The following is a 16,242-nucleotide window of genomic DNA, read 5'->3' as shown; positions in this document are numbered from 1 at the left end:
CAAGTGCACGCTGTTGAGTTCTCAAGGATCGGATGCTCCCACGACCCAGTCATCACAACCAGGCCCGCAGGGCAACTTCTCAATCTTACCTGAGCCACACAGCATGTCAAACCGACACGCCGCAAGACCCAAATTCGAGTAATTGTTCGAAGCTCAGAAAGCTTCAGGACAACTTCTCTAGTTTATCCCTTTCGCAGAGGCTGTCAAATCGGCGCTTCCGGATCTAAGATCCGATGTGTAGCCGATGACTGCTATCCACGAGCTGGGATCCTCATCCTAGTCGCAAGCGACCAGGTCTCTCAAGTGAGAGATTCGAGGTGGTTCTCCGCTTGAGGGGGGATGAGGCTTTTCGGCCTTTCCGCTTCCCTGTGGGGCGAACAAGTAATAACTTACGCGGGATCCAGGGGTCGGGCAAATCGGGCCGGTATCCCTGGCGTGTCGCACCCTCTGGGCCGGCCCTCCTGGCACGCAGAAGGGCCCCTGCCATATCGGCAGAGGCCCTTCTCGAGTCATACTCAGATGGCGTTGACGTCCAGCGGGATGCCGGGGCCGAACGTGGTCGACACTGCACCCTTCTGGATGTAGCGACCCTTTGCACTCGACGGCTTGAGGCGAACGATCTCCTCGAGAGCAGCGCTGATGTTCTCATCAAGCTGCTCAGCGGTGAAGGAAGCCTTGCCGACGACGAAGTGCACGTTGGAGTGCTTGTCGACGCGGAACTCGATCTTTCCGCCCTTGATCTCCTCGACGGCCTTAGCCGTGTTCGGAGTCACGGTACCGGTCTTCGGGTTCGGCATGAGGCCACGAGGACCAAGAACCTTACCCAGTCGACCGACCTGTCCCATGAGCTCCGGTGTGGAGACGGCGGAATCGAAGTCGGTCCAACCTGCGGCGACCTTCTCGATGAGCTCGGCGCCGCCGACCTCATCTGCACCTGCGGCGATGGCTGCCTCGGCCGCGGGGCCGGTGGCGAACACGATGACGCGGGCGGTCTTGCCGGTGCCGTGCGGGAGGATGACGGTGCCGCGCACCATCTGGTCCGCCTTGCGCGGGTCAACAGCGAGCTTCAGCGCGACCTCAACGGTCGAGTTGAACTTCGCCGAGCCGGTCTCCTTCGCGAGAGCAACAGCTTCGCTCGGAGTGTAGAAACGGTCTGCCTCGATCTTCTCGGCGGCAGCCTTGTAAGCCTTGGACTTTGCCATGATTATTCCCCTTAGCCCTCGACCGTGATGCCCATGGAGCGAGCTGTGCCGGAAATAATCAAGATTGCAGCCTCGATGTCATTCGCGTTCAGGTCAGCCTGCTTGGTCTCGGCGATCTGACGGACCTGGTCCTTCGTGATCTTCGCGACCTTGACCGTGTGCGGCGTGGCCGAGCCCTTGGCGACGCCAGCCGCCTTCTTGATGAGCTCTGCAGCCGGCGGGGTCTTCAGGATGAACGTGAAGCTGCGGTCCTCGTAGACGGTGATCTCGACGGGGACGACGTTTCCGCGCTGCGACTCGGTCGCGGCGTTGTACGCCTTGCAGAACTCCATGATGTTCACGCCGTGCTGACCGAGCGCGGGGCCGATCGGCGGCGCTGGGTTGGCTGCACCGGCGTTGATCTGAAGCTTGATCAGGCCGGTCACCTTCTTCTTAGGTGCCATTTCCTCTTCCTCTCATCGAATCGGATGCCGAGGCATCCGTTTCTCCCGCGAATCCGGCGGTTCCGGACTGCGGTGTGTTTCGCGCACGCCGAAACGGCGCACAAACCAGGTCAGTCTACCTCATCCGACAGCTACTCGATCGCAGGCCCGTCGTCTGCATAGGTAGCAGCCATCGCTGCTCCCAGCTCGCGCAGCGCCCGGCGGACCTCAGCCGGCTCGATGACTTCGGCGACATTCGACCATCCGGCCAATTGCTCGGCGAGTGCGCCGACGCTCTGTGCGCGCACTTCAAGTCGAATGCTTCCACGCCCCGCTTCGCTGACGTCGCTGTCGCTGTCGCTGTCGATCACCCTGGCCAGAGTGCCGAACCTATCCTGCATCGCGTTCGCCGCCGGCCGCGCCACTCGCACGACAGCCCGCGCGGCCCCGCGTATCTCCTCCACATGGGACACCATCTCGATCCACGCCCGAGTGCGGTCGAACTCGTCCGGCGCGATTCCTCGGGTACGAAGCACCTGCACGGAGAGGATGCGATCGGCGCGATAGGTACGCATCCGGACTGAATCTGCCACGTCCTGTCCGTCGCGCGTCGGCGCGGCGATCAAGTACCACCGATCCCCTTTGCTCCCGATGATCAATGGCACGACCTCGGCAGTGCGGTCGCCGCGCCGCCCGGAGTATGTGACGGCGACCCGACGGTCTTCCGCAATCGCCCTTTGCAGCACCTCAACGGCATCCGGAGCCTCTCTTGAACCGACAGTCCCCCACGCCGCACCCCGAATCGTGGCTGACACTATCCGTTGCGCGCCCTCTCGGAACGGCTGCGGCATCGCGCGCAGCACCTTGCGCATGGCGGCCTCGCGCTCTGGCGATATTCCGCCGCTCTGCGTGAGACCCGCCAGTAGTGCTGTGACTTCGGATGCGTTGAGCCCGGTGAGATCCGTGCGCGACCCTCCGATCAGGCTCCAGCCGCCGCCCTTTCCACGAGACGGATACACCGGAACACCCGCCATCGACAGTGCCTCGAGGTCTCGGCGCGCGGTCGGAACAGAGACTTCGAGCGCGGCAGCGAGTTCCGCGGCCGTGACCCGAGGTCGTCCCTGGAGCAGCAGCAGTGCCTGGATGAGTCGATCTGCGCGGATTTCCGAACTCTTTTCTGAAGTGATCAATAGGTGATCACTTCACGCAGGAGCATAGAGGAAAAGCTGTTCAACAGGAGAGGATCCACATGTTCCGCGGAATCGCCAACCTCAATCTCGTCGCAGACGACATGCCGGCAGCCATCGACTGGTACTCAACGGTCATGGGGACGCCGCCGTACTTCACCCGGCCGGAAGGCGGGCCAGCCCAATACGCAGAGTGGCGCTTCGGGGATGACGAGGACGAGCTGGCCCTCATGGATGCCCAGTTCCGCCCTGCGCTCGCGCAACCGGGCGGCGCATTGGTCAATCTGCACGTGGACGACGTCGAAAAGTCCTTCGCCCGCCTGATCGAGCTCGGCGCCACCGCCTTCGACCCTGTAACTCAGCGCGGTGAAGGCTGGTGGTCAGCCTCCGTGAGCGACCCATTCGGGAACCTGATCGGTCTGATTCAGAGCCCGCACTGGGCGAGCAAGCACTGAGACCCAAGCACTGAGTCCCAGATCACTGAGCCCAAAGACAAAGACGCCCCGCCGGCCGGAGCCGAGCGGGGCGTCTTTTGACGAGTATGTCTATCAGAGCATCTTCGTGACCTGGTCGAACGACAGCTCAACCGGCGTCTCACGCTCGAACAGGGAGACGAGCACGGTGAGCTTGCCGCTCTCCGGCTTGATCTCGCTGATCGTACCGGGCAGACCCGCGAACGAGCCTTCCTTGATCGTGATGGTCTCGTTGACCTCGAAGTCGACCTCGGCGGGAAGCGGGCGGGCCACAGCCAGGCCACCCTTGGACTGAACGTTCTTCGCGGTCGGAACGTCCTTGACCTCGACGAGTGCCTTCAGCATGTTGAAGGCCTCTTCGAAACGCAGCGGGGTCGGGTTATGCGCGTTGCCCACGAAACCGGTGACGCCAGGCGTGTGACGCACGACTGACCACGTGTCTTCGTTGAGCTCCATGCGCACGAGCACGTAGCCGGGGATCCGGACGCGCGTGACCATCTTGCGCTGGCCGTTCTTGATCTCGACGACGTCCTCCATCGGGACCTCGATCTGGTAGATGTCGTCCTCGACCTCGAGCGTCGACTTGCGCTGCTCGATGTTGGCCTTCACCTTGCGCTCGAAACCGGCGTAGGAGTGGAGGACGTACCACTTGCCCGGCAGCATCCGCAGATCCATGCGGAATGCCTCGTACGGGTCTTCTTCAGCGTCGGCCTCTTCGGAGTCAGCCTCTTCTTCGGCGTCCTCGTCGGTCACGGCATCCTCGTCGCCGTTCACGTCTGGGCCGTCGTAGGGAGTCACTTCGTCAGCGGCTGCGGCCTCGATGTCGGCGGTGTCTTCTGCCACTGCGTCGTTGAGGACCTCAGCGGCAGCTTCAGTTTCTGCAGCCTCGTCCAGGTTGAGAGCGTCGTTCACGATCGCGTCTGCCTCCGGGTCGTTGATGTCGATGTCTTCCGCGCCTTCCACGTCCGTGTCATCCGCGTCGCCCTCGATGTGCAGCGCGGCGTGCTCGGCCGGCTCGACCGATCGCTCCTCTTCGGCGAGCATGTTGCCCTCCTGAGCTTCGTCGTCCTCGCTGGACTGCTCGGCGGCGGTCGCCATGTCGGCGTCGTCGGAATATCGTTCAGCCACGTTATTTCTTTCCATTCATTGCGGTGCAACCGCGGGAGTGACGCTTACTGCGGCACTCCGAAGACCTGGGCCGTCAACCACGAGAAGGCGGCATCCAGGCCGTAGACCAAAGCCATCATGATGGCCACGAAGACCAGCACGACCCCGGTGAACTTGAACAGTTCCTTACGCGTGGGAGTGACGACCTTGCGAAGCTCGCCGATGACCTGACGGAAGAACAGCGCGATACGGCCGAAGAAGCCAAGCTTCTTCACACCGGCGGCGCCGCCTGACGCGACGATATCGCCGCGCGTTTCGTCGTGATCCATCCTGAATGTACCTTTCGTGTGTCAGCGTTGCGCTGACGCGCAGGGCGGACAGGAATCGAACCTGCAACCTGCGGTTTTGGAGACCGCTGCTCTGCCAATTGAGCTACCGCCCTAGAGACCGGGGCCTCTGAATCTGCATCCTTCCCACACCCAAAGGCACGGAAAAAGAATGCAGATAACTGCTCCTCCAGTGTAGGGCATGCCGCGCACCCCGGCGAACAGAGCCCGCTTCACGCGCTGCGGACGTGCCCCGCGTGAGAAGCCCCGCGGCTCAGAACAGCTGCCGCCAGTTGGCCTTGGCAAGATCGACAAGTTCATCGCCGCGGCCAGACATCACCGTGCGAATGGCGAACAGCGCGAAGCCCTTGACCTGTTCGGCCGTGATCGCCGGCGGCATCGAGAGCTCCTGTCGTTCAGTGACGACATCGAGCAGCGCTGGGCCATCGTGAGCGAGCACCTCGCGCACGGCATCCGGCAGATCTTCGCTGCGCTCCACCCTCCTGGCGAAGATGCCGAGCGCCTCAGCCACGGCGGCGAAGTTGGGGTTCTCGAGGTCGGTCGCGTAGGTGACGAACCCGGCCGCCTTCATCTCGAGCTCGACAAAGTTGAGTGAGGAGTTGTTCACCACGATCGTCTTCACCGGCAGCTTGTTCTGCGTCAGCGTGATGAGCTCGCCCAGCATCATCGACAGACCGCCATCCCCCGCCAATGCGACCACCTGACGGTCAGGCTGTGCCGTCTGCGCGCCGATCCCGTGCATGAGCGCGTTCGCCATCGATCCGTGCACGAAGGAGCCGATCAAACGGCGCCGACCGTTCATGGTGAGATATCGCGCCGCCCATACTGTCGGCGAGCCGACATCCGCGGTGAAGATCGCGTCATCGCTCGCTGCTTCATCGAGCAGCCGCGCGAGATACTGCGGATGGATCGGGTTCTTGCCCTTGGAAGGCACAGCCAGCTCATCCAGCTTGGTGCGCGTCTTCCGGTAGTGCGCCACGGAGTCATCGAGGTGTGCGCGATCGCTCTTCTCCGCGATACGCGGGAGCAGAGCCTCCGCGGTCGCCTTCACGTCGCCGACCAGGCCGAGATCGAGCGGATGCCGCCTGCCGAGCTGCGAGCCGCGAATGTCGACCTGAATGGTGGTGGCGTCCTCGGGATAGAACTGCGCATACGGGAAGTCGGTGCCCAGCAGCAGCACGGTGTCGGCGGCCTCCATCGCGCGATAGCCGGAGGCGAAGCCCAAAAGCCCGGTCATCCCGACGTCGAAGGGGTTGTCGTGCTCGATGAACTCCTTCCCACGCAGGGAATGCACGATCGGCGCGCCGAGCCGGTCGGCCAGAGCGATTACCTCGTCGTGCGCGTCTTCGACGCCTGCTCCCGCGAGAATAGTGATCTTCTTCGCCGCGTTCAGCAGCTGAGCGGCCTTCTCGAGCTCTGCGCCGTTGGGCACGATGATGGGATGCGCCCGTTCGATGACGCTGGCACGGTCGACCGGCACCTCAGCGAGGGCCACTTCGCCTGGGATCACGATCACGGCGACGCCACGCTGCTCGATTGCTGCACGCATCGCGATCTCCAGGATGCGCGGCATCTGGATCGGGTCAGATACGAATTCGACGTACACGCTGCATTCGCGGAAGAGTTCCTGCGGGTGGGTCTCCTGGAAGTATCCGGTGCCGATCTCCTGCGTCGGGATGTGCGCGGCGATTGCCAGCACGGGAACGCGGGAGCGATTCGCGTCGAACAGCCCGTTGATCAGATGCAGGTTTCCGGGGCCGCAGGAGCCTGCCACCACGGCAAGCTCGCCGGTGATCGCCGCATCCGCCGCCGCCGCGAATGCGGCTGATTCTTCATGCCGCACGTGCAACCACCGGATGGTGCCATCCCTGCGGAGCGCGTCGGTGAACCCGTTCAGGGAATCACCGGGGATGCCGTAAACCCGATCGATGTGGTTGGCGCGAAGGGTGTGGACGATGTTCTCGGCGACAGTGACCATGCTCCGAGGCTACCGCTCGCCACATCGGCACGGGCCGTCTCAGCGATGTCCCGCATGCTCCGCCGTGAAATAGAGCGAGAGGTCCCGGCATCCGTCTGGGGCGGATGCCGGGACCTCTCGGGTCGGGGTGTCGTCAGCTCATCGGAATGGCCGCGTACAGAATCCAGGTGATGAGGAATCCTGCGACACCGAGCACGGTGGTCAGCGGTGTCCAGGTGCGGAGGCCGTCCTTGACCGACAGGCCGAGGTAGCGGGTGACCACCCAGAAGCCAGAGTCGTTCACGTGGCTGAGGCCGAGCGCGCCATAACCGATGGCGATCGCGACGAGCGCGATGTGGATCGTGTCGAGACCGAGCACCGCAACGGCCGGCAGCAACAGGCCCGCCGTGGTCGTGATGGCCACGGTCGCAGAGCCCTGAGCTGCGCGCATGATGAGCGAGATGAGGAACGCGGCGAGCAGCAGCGGCATCCCACTACCTGCGAGCAGTTCAGCGACAGCGCCGCCGATACCGGTCTCGGTGAGGATCTTGCCGAAGGCGCCACCGGCACCCGTGACGAGGATGATGACGGCAGCTGCGGGCAGCGCCGACTCCATGACCTCGCCGAGCTTCGCAGGCGACCAGCCGCGACGCACACCAAGGAAGAACATCGCCGCGGCGATGGCAACCATGAGAGCGAAGATCGGCTGACCGATCATCGACAGGAAGCTGTTCCAGAAGGTGCCCGACTCGAACGCCGGGGCGACGGCGGTGCCGAGCATGATCAGCACGAGCGGCAGCAGGATGAGCCCGAGCACCGTGAAGGCGCTCGGTGCCTTCTCACCGTCGCGAAGGCCGGCGTTGATGGACGCCTTCTCGGTGCCGAAGTTGTCGAACATCTCCTTCGTCGCCTCGATCATCGCGAACTCTTGGCGGTTGATGAGCTTGCCTGCCCAGAACGCCAGCGCGGCGAGCGGGATCGAGATGAGGAGCGAGAAGATCGTGATCCAGCCGACGTCTGCGCCGAGGATCGTTGCGCCTCCGACGATGCCGGGGTGCGGCGGAACGGCGACGTGCACCGCGAGCATGATGCCGGCGACGGGGAGGCCAAACTTGATCGGGTTGAGGCCGGCGACCTTCGAGAAGGCGAAGATGATCGGCACGAGGATGATGAATCCCGCATCGAAGAAGACCGGGATCGCCAGAATCGCGGCGGCGACAACGAGAGCGATTCCGACCCGCTTCGGGCCCAGCCACTTCGTGAACTTGCCGGCGAGCGAATCCGCACCGCCAGAGAGTTCGATGATCTTGCCGAGCATCGAACCGAGTGCGACGAGCACGGCCACCGAGCCGAGCGTTCCGCCTACACCGGCGATGATCGCCTGGATGATGCCCAGCTGTTCGGGCGTACTTTCCGTCGCGGCGATCGTCGTCATCGGCAGGCCGGCCGCGAGGCCGACCACGATCGAGACGAGGATCAGGGCGTAGAAAGCCTGCATCTTGAAGCGGATGATCAGCAGGAGCAGCAGGGCGAGGCCTGCGATTCCGATCGCGATCAGCGCGGGAAGAGGGAGCGTCACTGGATCTCTTCTTTCAGTTCTCTGGGCGCGAGTGCGCCGAGGGGGTTCGCGGCGCGGTTGCGCCGGGGTCAGTCTGTGGCGCGGTCGCGCCGTGTCCGTCCGTGGCGCGGTCGCGCCAGGGTCAGTTCAGGTTAGGAAAGGCGTGCGGGGGCGATCACGCGGATCACAGCGGAGTCGTCGTGCGCGCCGAGACCCTGTGCCTCACCGAGCAGGAACAGCTGCTCGGCAGCATTCGCAACGGGGGTCGACAGGTGCGCGGCACGTGCCGCGTTGCCAACGATGCCCATGTCCTTGACGAAGATGTCCAGGCGGCTGAGCACCTCGGCACCTTCTTCGTCGTAGGCCTGAAGCGAGCGCGGGCCACGATTGCCGAGCATGAACGAGTTCGCTGCCCCTGCGGTGAGAGCCTCGAGAGTCTTCTCCCGGTCAAGACCGAGAGCATCTGCGAGAGCGAGCGCTTCGGCGGCGGCAGCGATGTGCACACCGCACAGCAGCTGGTTGACGGTCTTCAGCGCCTGGCCGTCGCCCGGCTTCTCGCCGACGATCGACAGTGTCGAGGCGAGCTGGTCGAGCACGGGGCGCGCAATCTGGAGGGCTGCCGGTGTCGCGCCGACGACGATCAGCAGATCGCCTACGCCTGCGCGCACAGGGCCACCGGAAAGCGGAGCATCCACCAGCTGGGCGCCGTGCTCGGCGAGACGGTCTGCGATTTCGACGATGCCGTCGGTGCCGACCGTGCTGGTGAGGATGACGACTGCGCCGTCGGCGAGGTGCGAGGCGAGTGCCGTCTCGCCGAAGAGCAGGTCGTTCAGCTGGGACCCGTTGCGCACAGCGACGAGCACTGCCTGAGCATCCGCGACGGCTTCCGCCGCAGATGCCGCCGGCTTCACGCCTTTCTCAGCGGCGAGAGTGATGCGCTCGGCGGCGATGTCAAAACCGCGCACCTCGAAACGCTCAGCAAGACGGGTGGCCATCGGCAGGCCCATGGCTCCGAGACCGATGACGGCGACAGTGGATGTCATTTCAGTACCTTTCAATTCTCAGTTCGCGATTTCAGTTCGCAGTCTCAGTTCGCATCGGCGAGCGTCGCGACGACGCGGGCCAACGAGTCGGGATCGCCGACGTTTCCGGCGAAAACGATGTACGGGATGCCGACGGCAGGCCCGGTCTGGGGCTGCCAGAGCGAGACGAGGCCGGGGAGCATGGGGCCGAGCACGGTGGCACGGCGAATCTCGAGCGCCTCGCTGGCGACATCGCTCGAGGTGATACCGCCCTTGGCGATTACGAACCGCGGTGGCGCGATCGCCAGCACACGGCGGACCAGTTCGACGACGCCGCTGGAGACCTTGCGGGCGATCTCGAGGCTCTCGTCTCCATTGGCGCCGGTGACGAGTTCGCGCGTGGTGTGCACGATGACCGATCCGTTCGCGAGGGCTGTGGCGACGGCATCCGCCTGGGCATCGAGGTGCGCCTCGCGACGGTCGTCGATGAGGCTGCGCACATCGAGCTCGATGGTCACGGTGTCAGGACGCTGCCTGCGCAGCTCGTCGAGCTGCTGGGTGGTGAGAGGCACGTGGCTGCCGACAACGACAAGTCCGCCGCGCTCGTAGGCGAACGGGATGTCCTCTGCGCGCACCGGTTCGGCGATGTCCTGCCCGATGTGGGCGCGCACATACGGCGGGCCGACGCGCAGCAGTACTTCGCGATCCTGCATCCGGTGCAGCGCGAGGGCGACCACACGCATGTCGGATTCCGCCACGACATCGACCGCGACGACAGAGCCGGAAGGCAGTTCGCGCAGGAAGGATGCCACGGCGTCGACGCCGGAGCGGATGATGTCGATCGTGAGGGCGGCGACCTGGTCGGCGGGCATCCGCCCCTCGGTCTTCTCCTCGACCCAGTCGCGGAGGTTGGACGATGCGAATCCGAAGGTCGCATCCTTGGCGAAGGGCGTCTCCCCTACCGGGGTCGCCTCACCGTCCACGACCCAGTAGTGCACGGAGTTGACCGTGATGCGGCCAGCGTCAGGGAAGGCAGGGACGAGGAGCGTCAACTCGGGGGCGACGCCGCCGTGCGCGACGATCTCGGCGGAGAGCACGTCGGTCTCGAGCGGGAAGTGCCCACGCAGAGTCGAGTCACTGCGCGAGACGAACGTTACGTGCAAGCCTGCTTCGGATGCCGCGGCCAGCGCGACGGCGACGACCTCTCGGTTGCGCTCGATGGCCGTGGACTCATCGAGAGAGCGGGTATTGGTGAGTACGTAAACGGCTGCGGCGCCGGTGGCGAACGCTCCGGCGAGGTCTTCGTGCTCCCAGCGAGTGAGCACCGGAAGGTTCGCGACCGACTGCGTGCCGGTGGGGTCATCGTCCAGGACGACGAGCACACCCTGCGGATCGAGAGAGGCACGCACTTCTGCGGCGTCGATCTCGACGGGTGCCGGCAGCGAGGCGAGAAGCGCATCGACGTGCACAGGAACTCCTTCGTTCAGAGGTGATTCTGATGATTCGGCGGGGCTATCCGATATCAGATAACGAGGTTACGCCTAAATCTGCACTTCGGCAACCGCGTCATCCGTGCCTATCCGCCGAGGACTCGGCTACTCGCCGAGCACGTAGTGCAGCAGGTCGTCCCTGGTCTGGCGCATATGGCTGACCATCGCTTCCCGAGCAGCATCCGCAGAGCCGGTGCGCATCGCATCCAAAACCGACGCATGCTCAGCGATCGCATGCTCGCGGATCTCGAGCACCGAGCTGGTCTCGCTGCGCGAATCCTGCAGCATGGTGGTGAGCGGACGAACGGATGCCACGAGAATGCGGTTGTCAGCGGCAGCGAAGATCACATCGTGGAAGGCAAGGTCCGCGTCGACGAAGCCAGGGACATCGCCGTGCGAATGCGCCGAGCGCATGTTGTCCAGGTGGGTCTCCAACTGCTCGATGTGCGCGGGAGTGCACTTGGGTGCGGCGAGTTCGGCCGCTCCGGTCTCGAACATCACTCGCATGTCGATCAGGTCGAGTGAGGAACGACGGCGCGCTCCCCCGCTGCGCGAGTACCGCACGACGGCTTCGAGCCCCGTCCATTCATCCACCGGAGCCACTCGGTGCCTGCTACCGGGCACCGGCACGATGACGCCCTGCGCCTGCAGCAGCCGCACGCCTTCGCGGAGTGTCAGCCGCGAGACCCCGAGCAGCGTGGCGAGGTCTGCCTCGGCGGGCAGTGTTTCACCCGCTGCAAGGCGTCCGGCGATGATCGCATCGAGCAGGCCGTCCACGACGGACTGCGTGCGGGAGACGCGTTCGGGCTTCATGCATCCAAGGTAGCGCGGCGTCGGGGCCCGGTGCGCCGCACACGGCGAGTCACGGCGACGGGAGGGCGGGCGGGCGGGGAGGGCGGGCGCGGGAGGGGTCGCAGATGGTCGCCTCCCCCGCTCGCAAGCGGCCAAGTGCGACACCCGCCGCTGGCAGCCCGCGCAAGAGGGGTCGCGGATGGCCGCCAACCCCGTCCTCAAGCGGCCATGTGCGACCCCTGCCATTGCTCCCCAGCGCGGGGGTCGCAGATGGCCGCCAACCCCGTCCTCAAGCGGCCAAGTGCGACACCCGCCGCTGGGAGCCCGCGCGGGAGGGGTCGCACATGGCCGCCAAACCTGGTTCCATGCGACCATCTGCGACCCCCAGGCCGGGCCGGCCGGGCTTACGCCGTGCGGATGAGCTTCTTGTTGACGAACTCATCGGCCGCCAGCATCCCCAGCTCGCGCGAAGTGCCGCTGCGCTTGACGCCACCGAAGGGCAACTCAGGGCTGTCTGCGAGCACGAGGTTCACGTAGACCATGCCAGCCTCGATGCGGTCAGCCACGCGCTCGGCCTGTGCCGCATCGATCGTGAAGACGTACGAGCCGAGCCCGAAGGGCGTGTCATTCGCAATCACGACGGCCGCATCCTCATCGGCCGCGCGATATACGACCGCGGCCGGGCCGAACAGTTCTTCGCGATACACATCCATCTCGGGCATCACATCAGCGAGCACCGTTGGGGCGAAGAATGCGCCGTCGTGGGTGCCTCCGGTGAGCAGCGTCGCACCCTGTGCCACAGCATCGTCGATCTGCGCCTGCAGCCGCTCGGCCGCCGCGAGTGAAGACAGCGGACCGAGCACGGTCTCCTCCTGCGTCGGATCTTCGGCGCTGACCGCGGCGAGCGCGGCGACGAACTTCTCCACGAAGGAGTCATACAGCCCATCGATGATGATGAAGCGCTTGGCACCGTTGCAGGACTGACCATTGTTGTCGAGGCGCGCATCCACGGCGGCCTGCACGACGGCATCCATATCGTCGGTGGAGAGCAGGATGAAAGGGTCTGACCCGCCGAGCTCGAGCGCGACCTTCTTCAGGTGGCGCCCTGCGACCTCGGCGACCGCGGCGCCGGCGCGCTCGGATCCGGTGATTGACACCCCTCGCACGCGCTGGTCGGCGATGATCGTCGCCGCCTGCTCGTTGCTCGCGTAGACGTTGATGTATGCGCCGTCGGGCAGACCGGCATCCCGGTAGATCGCCTCGAGCGCGGCGGAAGATTCCGGACACTGCGACGCGTGCTTGAGAATGATCGTGTTGCCGATGGCGAGGTTCGGAGCCGCGAAGCGCGCGACCTGGTAGGCCGGAAAGTTCCACGGCATGATGCCAAGCAGCGCACCCAACGGCGAGCGCCGAATGATCGCCGTGCCGTCGCCAAGGATCTTCAGCGGCTGGTCGGCCGTGATCTGCTCGATGTTGTCGGCGTAGTACTCGATGATGTCGGCGGCGAAGTCAACCTCGCCCTCGGCCGCGGCGATGGGCTTACCCATCTCACGCACGATGATCGCGGAGAGTTCCGCACTGCGTTCGCGGTGCAGCGCGGCGATCCGACGGATCACAGTGGCGCGCTCTTCGGGCGCGGTGGCGCCCCAAACGGATGCCGCGACATGCGCCCGAGCGACGGCATCATCGATCTGGGCATCCGTGAACGTGTCGTATTCGGCGAGGGTCTCCCCCGTTGCGGGGTTGATCACGGCGTAGTCGGTCATGGTGTTCTCCCTCAGCTGTTCGGGACGAGCGTGTATTTCGTGGACAGGTACTCGTGGATGCCCTCGGCACCGCCCTCGCGCCCGACACCCGACTGCTTGACTCCGCCGAAGGGAGCGGCCGCGTTCGAGACGACTCCGATGTTGAGGCCCATCATGCCGGTCTCGAGTGCGTCGATCATGCGGTGCCCGCGGGCGAGATCCTCGGTGAAGACATACGACACCAGGCCGTACTCGGTGTCGTTCGCGAGGCGCACGCCCTCCTCCTCGGTCTCGAAGGTGGCGATCGCGAGCACCGGGCCGAAGATCTCCTCGCGGAGGATGTCGCTGCCCGCCGCGACATCGGTGATCACGGTCGGCTGGAAGAAGCTGCCCTCTCCCTCGATGGCATATCCGCCGGCAAGCAGGCGGGCGCCGCGTCCGACCGCGTCATCGACAAGAGCGGATGCCTTGGCCACAGCATCCGCGTCGATCAGCGGGCCGATCGTGACGCCGTCTTCGGTACCGCGTCCGATCGTCATCGCTTTGACCCGCTCGGAGACTCGATCGGCGAACTCCGAGGCGACGGATGCGTGCACGATGAAGCGGTTCGCAGCTGTGCACGCCTGGCCGATGTTGCGGAACTTCGCTGCCATCGCGCCGTCAACCGCCTTGTCGAGATCGGCGTCTTCGAAGACGACGAACGGGGCGTTGCCGCCGAGTTCCATCGAGACCCGCAGCACGCCCTCCGCTGCCTGCGCGATGAGTTTGCGGCCGACCTCGGTCGATCCGGTGAAGGAGAGTTTGCGCAGCCGTGGGTCGGCGATGATCGGCGCCGATACCTTCGATGACGACGAGGTCTGCACGACGTTGACGACGCCCTTAGGGAGCCCCGCCTCTTCGAGCAGCTTCGTGAAGAAGATCGTCGTCAGTGGCGTGAGCGCCGGGGGCTTGATCACCACGGTGCAGCCGGCGGCGAGCGCGGGGGCGATCTTGCGTGTGGCCATCGCGAACGGGAAGTTCCATGGCGTGATGAAGAACGACGGCCCAACCGGACGCTGCGAGACGATCATCTGCCCCGTGCCCTCAGGGTTGCTGCCGTAGCGGCCGGAGATGCGCACTGCTTCTTCGCTGAACCAGCGCAGGAACTCGCCGCCGTAGACGACCTCTCCGCGTGCCTCGGCGAGCGGCTTGCCCATCTCGAGTGTCATCAGCAGGGCGAGATCTTCCTTGTGCTCCTGCACGAGGTCGAAAGCGCGGCGCAGGATGTTACTACGCTCGCGCGGTGCGGTCGCGGCCCACCCTTCTTGCGCGGCGACGGCAGCGTCAAGTGCACGGATGCCGTCGGCCGGGGTCGCGTCGGCGATCGAGCGGATCACAGCGTTGGTCGCCGGATCGTGCACGTCGAAGGTGCGCCCGCCTTCGGCCTCGACCCACTCCCCGCCGATGAAGAGGCCTGTCGGAATACTGTCGAGCAGTGCGTGCTCGTTCGGTGCGATGGTGCTCATGGTCACTCCTCGGGTGGGTGGTGTGTCTTCAATTTGCAGCGAGGACGCCTTCGAGGACGTCGAGGCCCTCGTTCAGCAGATCGTCACTGATGGCGAGTGGAGGAAGGAAGCGGATGACGTTGCCGAAAGTCCCACAGGTGAGGACGATCACGCCCTCGGCAATGCACGCCTTCGCGATATCGGCGGTGAGTGCGGCATCCGGAGCCTTTGTGGCGGGATCGACAAATTCGATCGCCGTCATCGCCCCGCGTCCGCGGACGTCGCCGATACGCGAGTCCGCTCCCTGAAGCGCGTTCAGACGCAGATGCAGCAGTGTGCCGATCTGCTGTGCGCGCTGCAGCATCCCGTCGTTCTCGAAGACGTCGATCGCGGCGAGCGCGGCCGCGCAGGCGATCGGGTTGCCACCGTAAGTGCCGCCGAGTCCGCCGGCGTGGGCGGCATCCATGATCTCGGCACGCCCGGTGACGGCGGCGAGGGGGAGTCCACCCGCGATGCCCTTCGCAGTGGCGATGAGGTCTGGTTCGATGCCGAACTGCTCGCTGGCGAACATCGTGCCGGTGCGAGCGAAGCCGGTCTGCACCTCGTCGGCGATGAAGACGACGCCGTTCGCTCGACACCATTCGACGATGGCGGGAAGGAACCCGTCTGCGGGGACGATGAATCCCCCCTCCCCCTGGATCGGCTCGATCACTACGGCAGCAGTGCTGTCGGCGCCCACCTGCTTCTCTATCTGCGTGATCGCACGGGCTGCGGCTTCGGTGCCAGAGAGTCCGTCGCGGAACGGGTACGACAGGGGCGCACGGTAGACCTCGGGCGCAAACGGTCCGAAGCCGCTCTTGTACGGCATAGCCTTCGCCGTGAGCGCCATCGTCAGGTTGGTGCGGCCGTGGTATCCGTGCTCGAAGGCGATGACGGCGGGGCGGCCGGTGTTCTTGCGGGCGATCTTGACGGCGTTCTCGACGGCTTCGGCGCCGGAGTTGAACAGCGCGGTCTTCTTCGCGAAGCTTCCCGGCGTGAGGCGATTGAGCGCCTCGGCCACGGCGATGTACTCCTCATACGGGGAGATCATGAAACACGTATGAGTGAAGCGCGCGGCCTGAGCGGCGATCGCCGCTGCAACCTTCGGATGCGCGTTGCCTATCGTCGTGACGGCGATGCCACTACCCAGGTCGATGAGGGAGTTTCCGTCGGCATCGACCACGACTCCCCCGCCTGCTGCGACGGCGGCGATCGGCACGGTGTGTGCGACACCCGTGGGCACCGCTTCAGCCTTGCGCGCGAGGATCTCTGCGGAGCGCGGCCCTGGTAGCGCCGTGATGAGGCGTCGTTCCTGGGCGAGCTCGGGGCCGCCGAGAGGAAGAGCTGTCGTCGCTGCGTCGTGGAGTGCCATATTGCGAGCGTATGCCTGGTCTCATCACGGCGCACTCGCCGCCCT

At 65.2% G+C, this 16,242-nt stretch carries 14 protein-coding genes and 1 tRNA gene; 1 reads left to right on the top strand and 14 read right to left on the bottom strand.

The window, feature by feature from the left end:
* Positions 1-515: 515 nt before the first annotated feature.
* The 3 genes from rplA to AC1C2O_RS17005 form a co-directional block, all read right to left on the bottom strand.
* A complete protein-coding gene (gene rplA / locus AC1C2O_RS17015) occupies positions 516-1,205 on the bottom strand; it encodes a 50S ribosomal protein L1 (protein WP_495431764.1) in 690 nt (229 codons plus the stop codon).
* An 8-nt stretch (positions 1,206-1,213) separates the two neighbouring features.
* Positions 1,214-1,645: a 50S ribosomal protein L11 gene (rplK, locus tag AC1C2O_RS17010; protein ID WP_495431627.1), complete on the bottom strand. Its 432-nt coding sequence runs from the start codon at positions 1,643-1,645 to the stop codon at positions 1,214-1,216.
* A 131-nt stretch (positions 1,646-1,776) separates the two neighbouring features.
* Positions 1,777-2,814 carry a helix-turn-helix transcriptional regulator gene (locus tag AC1C2O_RS17005; protein WP_495431626.1) on the bottom strand — a complete coding sequence of 346 codons (1,038 nt, stop codon included), beginning with the start codon at positions 2,812-2,814 and terminating at the stop codon, positions 1,777-1,779.
* Positions 2,815-2,873: 59 nt separating this feature from the next.
* Here AC1C2O_RS17005 and AC1C2O_RS17000 point away from each other — a divergent pair, with 59 nt between their 5' ends.
* A complete protein-coding gene (locus AC1C2O_RS17000; protein WP_495431625.1) occupies positions 2,874-3,266 on the top strand; it encodes a VOC family protein in 393 nt (130 codons plus the stop codon).
* 93 nt (positions 3,267-3,359) lie between these two features.
* Here the strand turns inward: AC1C2O_RS17000 and nusG are convergent, their stop codons facing one another.
* The 11 genes from nusG to gabT form a co-directional block, all read right to left on the bottom strand.
* Positions 3,360-4,412 (bottom strand): transcription termination/antitermination protein NusG, encoded by a 1,053-nt coding sequence (nusG, locus tag AC1C2O_RS16995; protein WP_495431624.1) that lies wholly within the window; start codon positions 4,410-4,412, stop codon positions 3,360-3,362.
* Between the two features lie 44 nt (positions 4,413-4,456).
* Entirely contained in the window at positions 4,457-4,720 is a 264-nt protein-coding gene (gene secE, locus AC1C2O_RS16990) for a preprotein translocase subunit SecE (RefSeq protein ID WP_495431623.1), read from the bottom strand.
* A 40-nt stretch (positions 4,721-4,760) separates the two neighbouring features.
* Positions 4,761-4,833: transfer RNA gene (locus AC1C2O_RS16985), tRNA-Trp, on the bottom strand.
* A 158-nt stretch (positions 4,834-4,991) separates the two neighbouring features.
* Positions 4,992-6,716 (bottom strand): ubiquinone-dependent pyruvate dehydrogenase, encoded by a 1,725-nt coding sequence (gene poxB / locus AC1C2O_RS16980; RefSeq protein ID WP_495431622.1) that lies wholly within the window; start codon positions 6,714-6,716, stop codon positions 4,992-4,994.
* 133 nt (positions 6,717-6,849) lie between these two features.
* Positions 6,850-8,274 (bottom strand): GntP family transporter, encoded by a 1,425-nt coding sequence (locus AC1C2O_RS16975; RefSeq protein ID WP_495431621.1) that lies wholly within the window; start codon positions 8,272-8,274, stop codon positions 6,850-6,852.
* A gap of 131 nt (positions 8,275-8,405) precedes the next feature.
* Positions 8,406-9,296 (bottom strand): NAD(P)-dependent oxidoreductase, encoded by an 891-nt coding sequence (locus tag AC1C2O_RS16970; RefSeq protein WP_495431620.1) that lies wholly within the window; start codon positions 9,294-9,296, stop codon positions 8,406-8,408.
* Positions 9,297-9,340: 44 nt separating this feature from the next.
* Positions 9,341-10,744 carry a four-carbon acid sugar kinase family protein gene (locus AC1C2O_RS16965; RefSeq protein ID WP_495431619.1) on the bottom strand — a complete coding sequence of 468 codons (1,404 nt, stop codon included), beginning with the start codon at positions 10,742-10,744 and terminating at the stop codon, positions 9,341-9,343.
* 126 nt (positions 10,745-10,870) lie between these two features.
* A complete protein-coding gene (locus tag AC1C2O_RS16960) occupies positions 10,871-11,578 on the bottom strand; it encodes a FadR/GntR family transcriptional regulator (protein ID WP_495431618.1) in 708 nt (235 codons plus the stop codon).
* 383 nt (positions 11,579-11,961) lie between these two features.
* Positions 11,962-13,323, bottom strand: coding sequence for an NAD-dependent succinate-semialdehyde dehydrogenase (locus AC1C2O_RS16955; RefSeq protein ID WP_495431617.1), 1,362 nt, complete (start codon positions 13,321-13,323; stop codon positions 11,962-11,964).
* A gap of 11 nt (positions 13,324-13,334) precedes the next feature.
* A complete protein-coding gene (locus AC1C2O_RS16950; RefSeq protein WP_495431616.1) occupies positions 13,335-14,807 on the bottom strand; it encodes an NAD-dependent succinate-semialdehyde dehydrogenase in 1,473 nt (490 codons plus the stop codon).
* A 28-nt stretch (positions 14,808-14,835) separates the two neighbouring features.
* Positions 14,836-16,197: a 4-aminobutyrate--2-oxoglutarate transaminase gene (gene gabT / locus AC1C2O_RS16945; protein WP_495431615.1), complete on the bottom strand. Its 1,362-nt coding sequence runs from the start codon at positions 16,195-16,197 to the stop codon at positions 14,836-14,838.
* Positions 16,198-16,242 lie beyond the last annotated feature (45 nt).

Source organism: Microbacterium sp. Y355 (genome assembly GCF_059445345.1).
This window is presented reverse-complemented; position numbering and strand designations above follow the sequence as displayed.

Bases quoted from the DNA above. Each gene is read 5' to 3' on its own strand.
- rplK (WP_495431627.1), bottom strand. From the start codon at position 1,645: ATGGCACCTAAGAAGAAGGTGACCGGCCTGATCAAGCTTCAGATCAAC.
- gabT (WP_495431615.1), bottom strand. From the start codon at position 16,197: ATGGCACTCCACGACGCAGCGACGACAGCTCTTCCTCTCGGCGGCCCC.
- AC1C2O_RS16960 (WP_495431618.1), bottom strand. From the start codon at position 11,578: ATGAAGCCCGAACGCGTCTCCCGCACGCAGTCCGTCGTGGACGGCCTG.
- poxB (WP_495431622.1), bottom strand. From the start codon at position 6,716: ATGGTCACTGTCGCCGAGAACATCGTCCACACCCTTCGCGCCAACCAC.
- AC1C2O_RS17000 (WP_495431625.1), top strand. From the start codon at position 2,874: ATGTTCCGCGGAATCGCCAACCTCAATCTCGTCGCAGACGACATGCCG.
- AC1C2O_RS16970 (WP_495431620.1), bottom strand. From the start codon at position 9,296: ATGACATCCACTGTCGCCGTCATCGGTCTCGGAGCCATGGGCCTGCCG.
- AC1C2O_RS16955 (WP_495431617.1), bottom strand. From the start codon at position 13,323: ATGACCGACTACGCCGTGATCAACCCCGCAACGGGGGAGACCCTCGCC.
- secE (WP_495431623.1), bottom strand. From the start codon at position 4,720: ATGGATCACGACGAAACGCGCGGCGATATCGTCGCGTCAGGCGGCGCC.
- AC1C2O_RS16950 (WP_495431616.1), bottom strand. From the start codon at position 14,807: ATGAGCACCATCGCACCGAACGAGCACGCACTGCTCGACAGTATTCCG.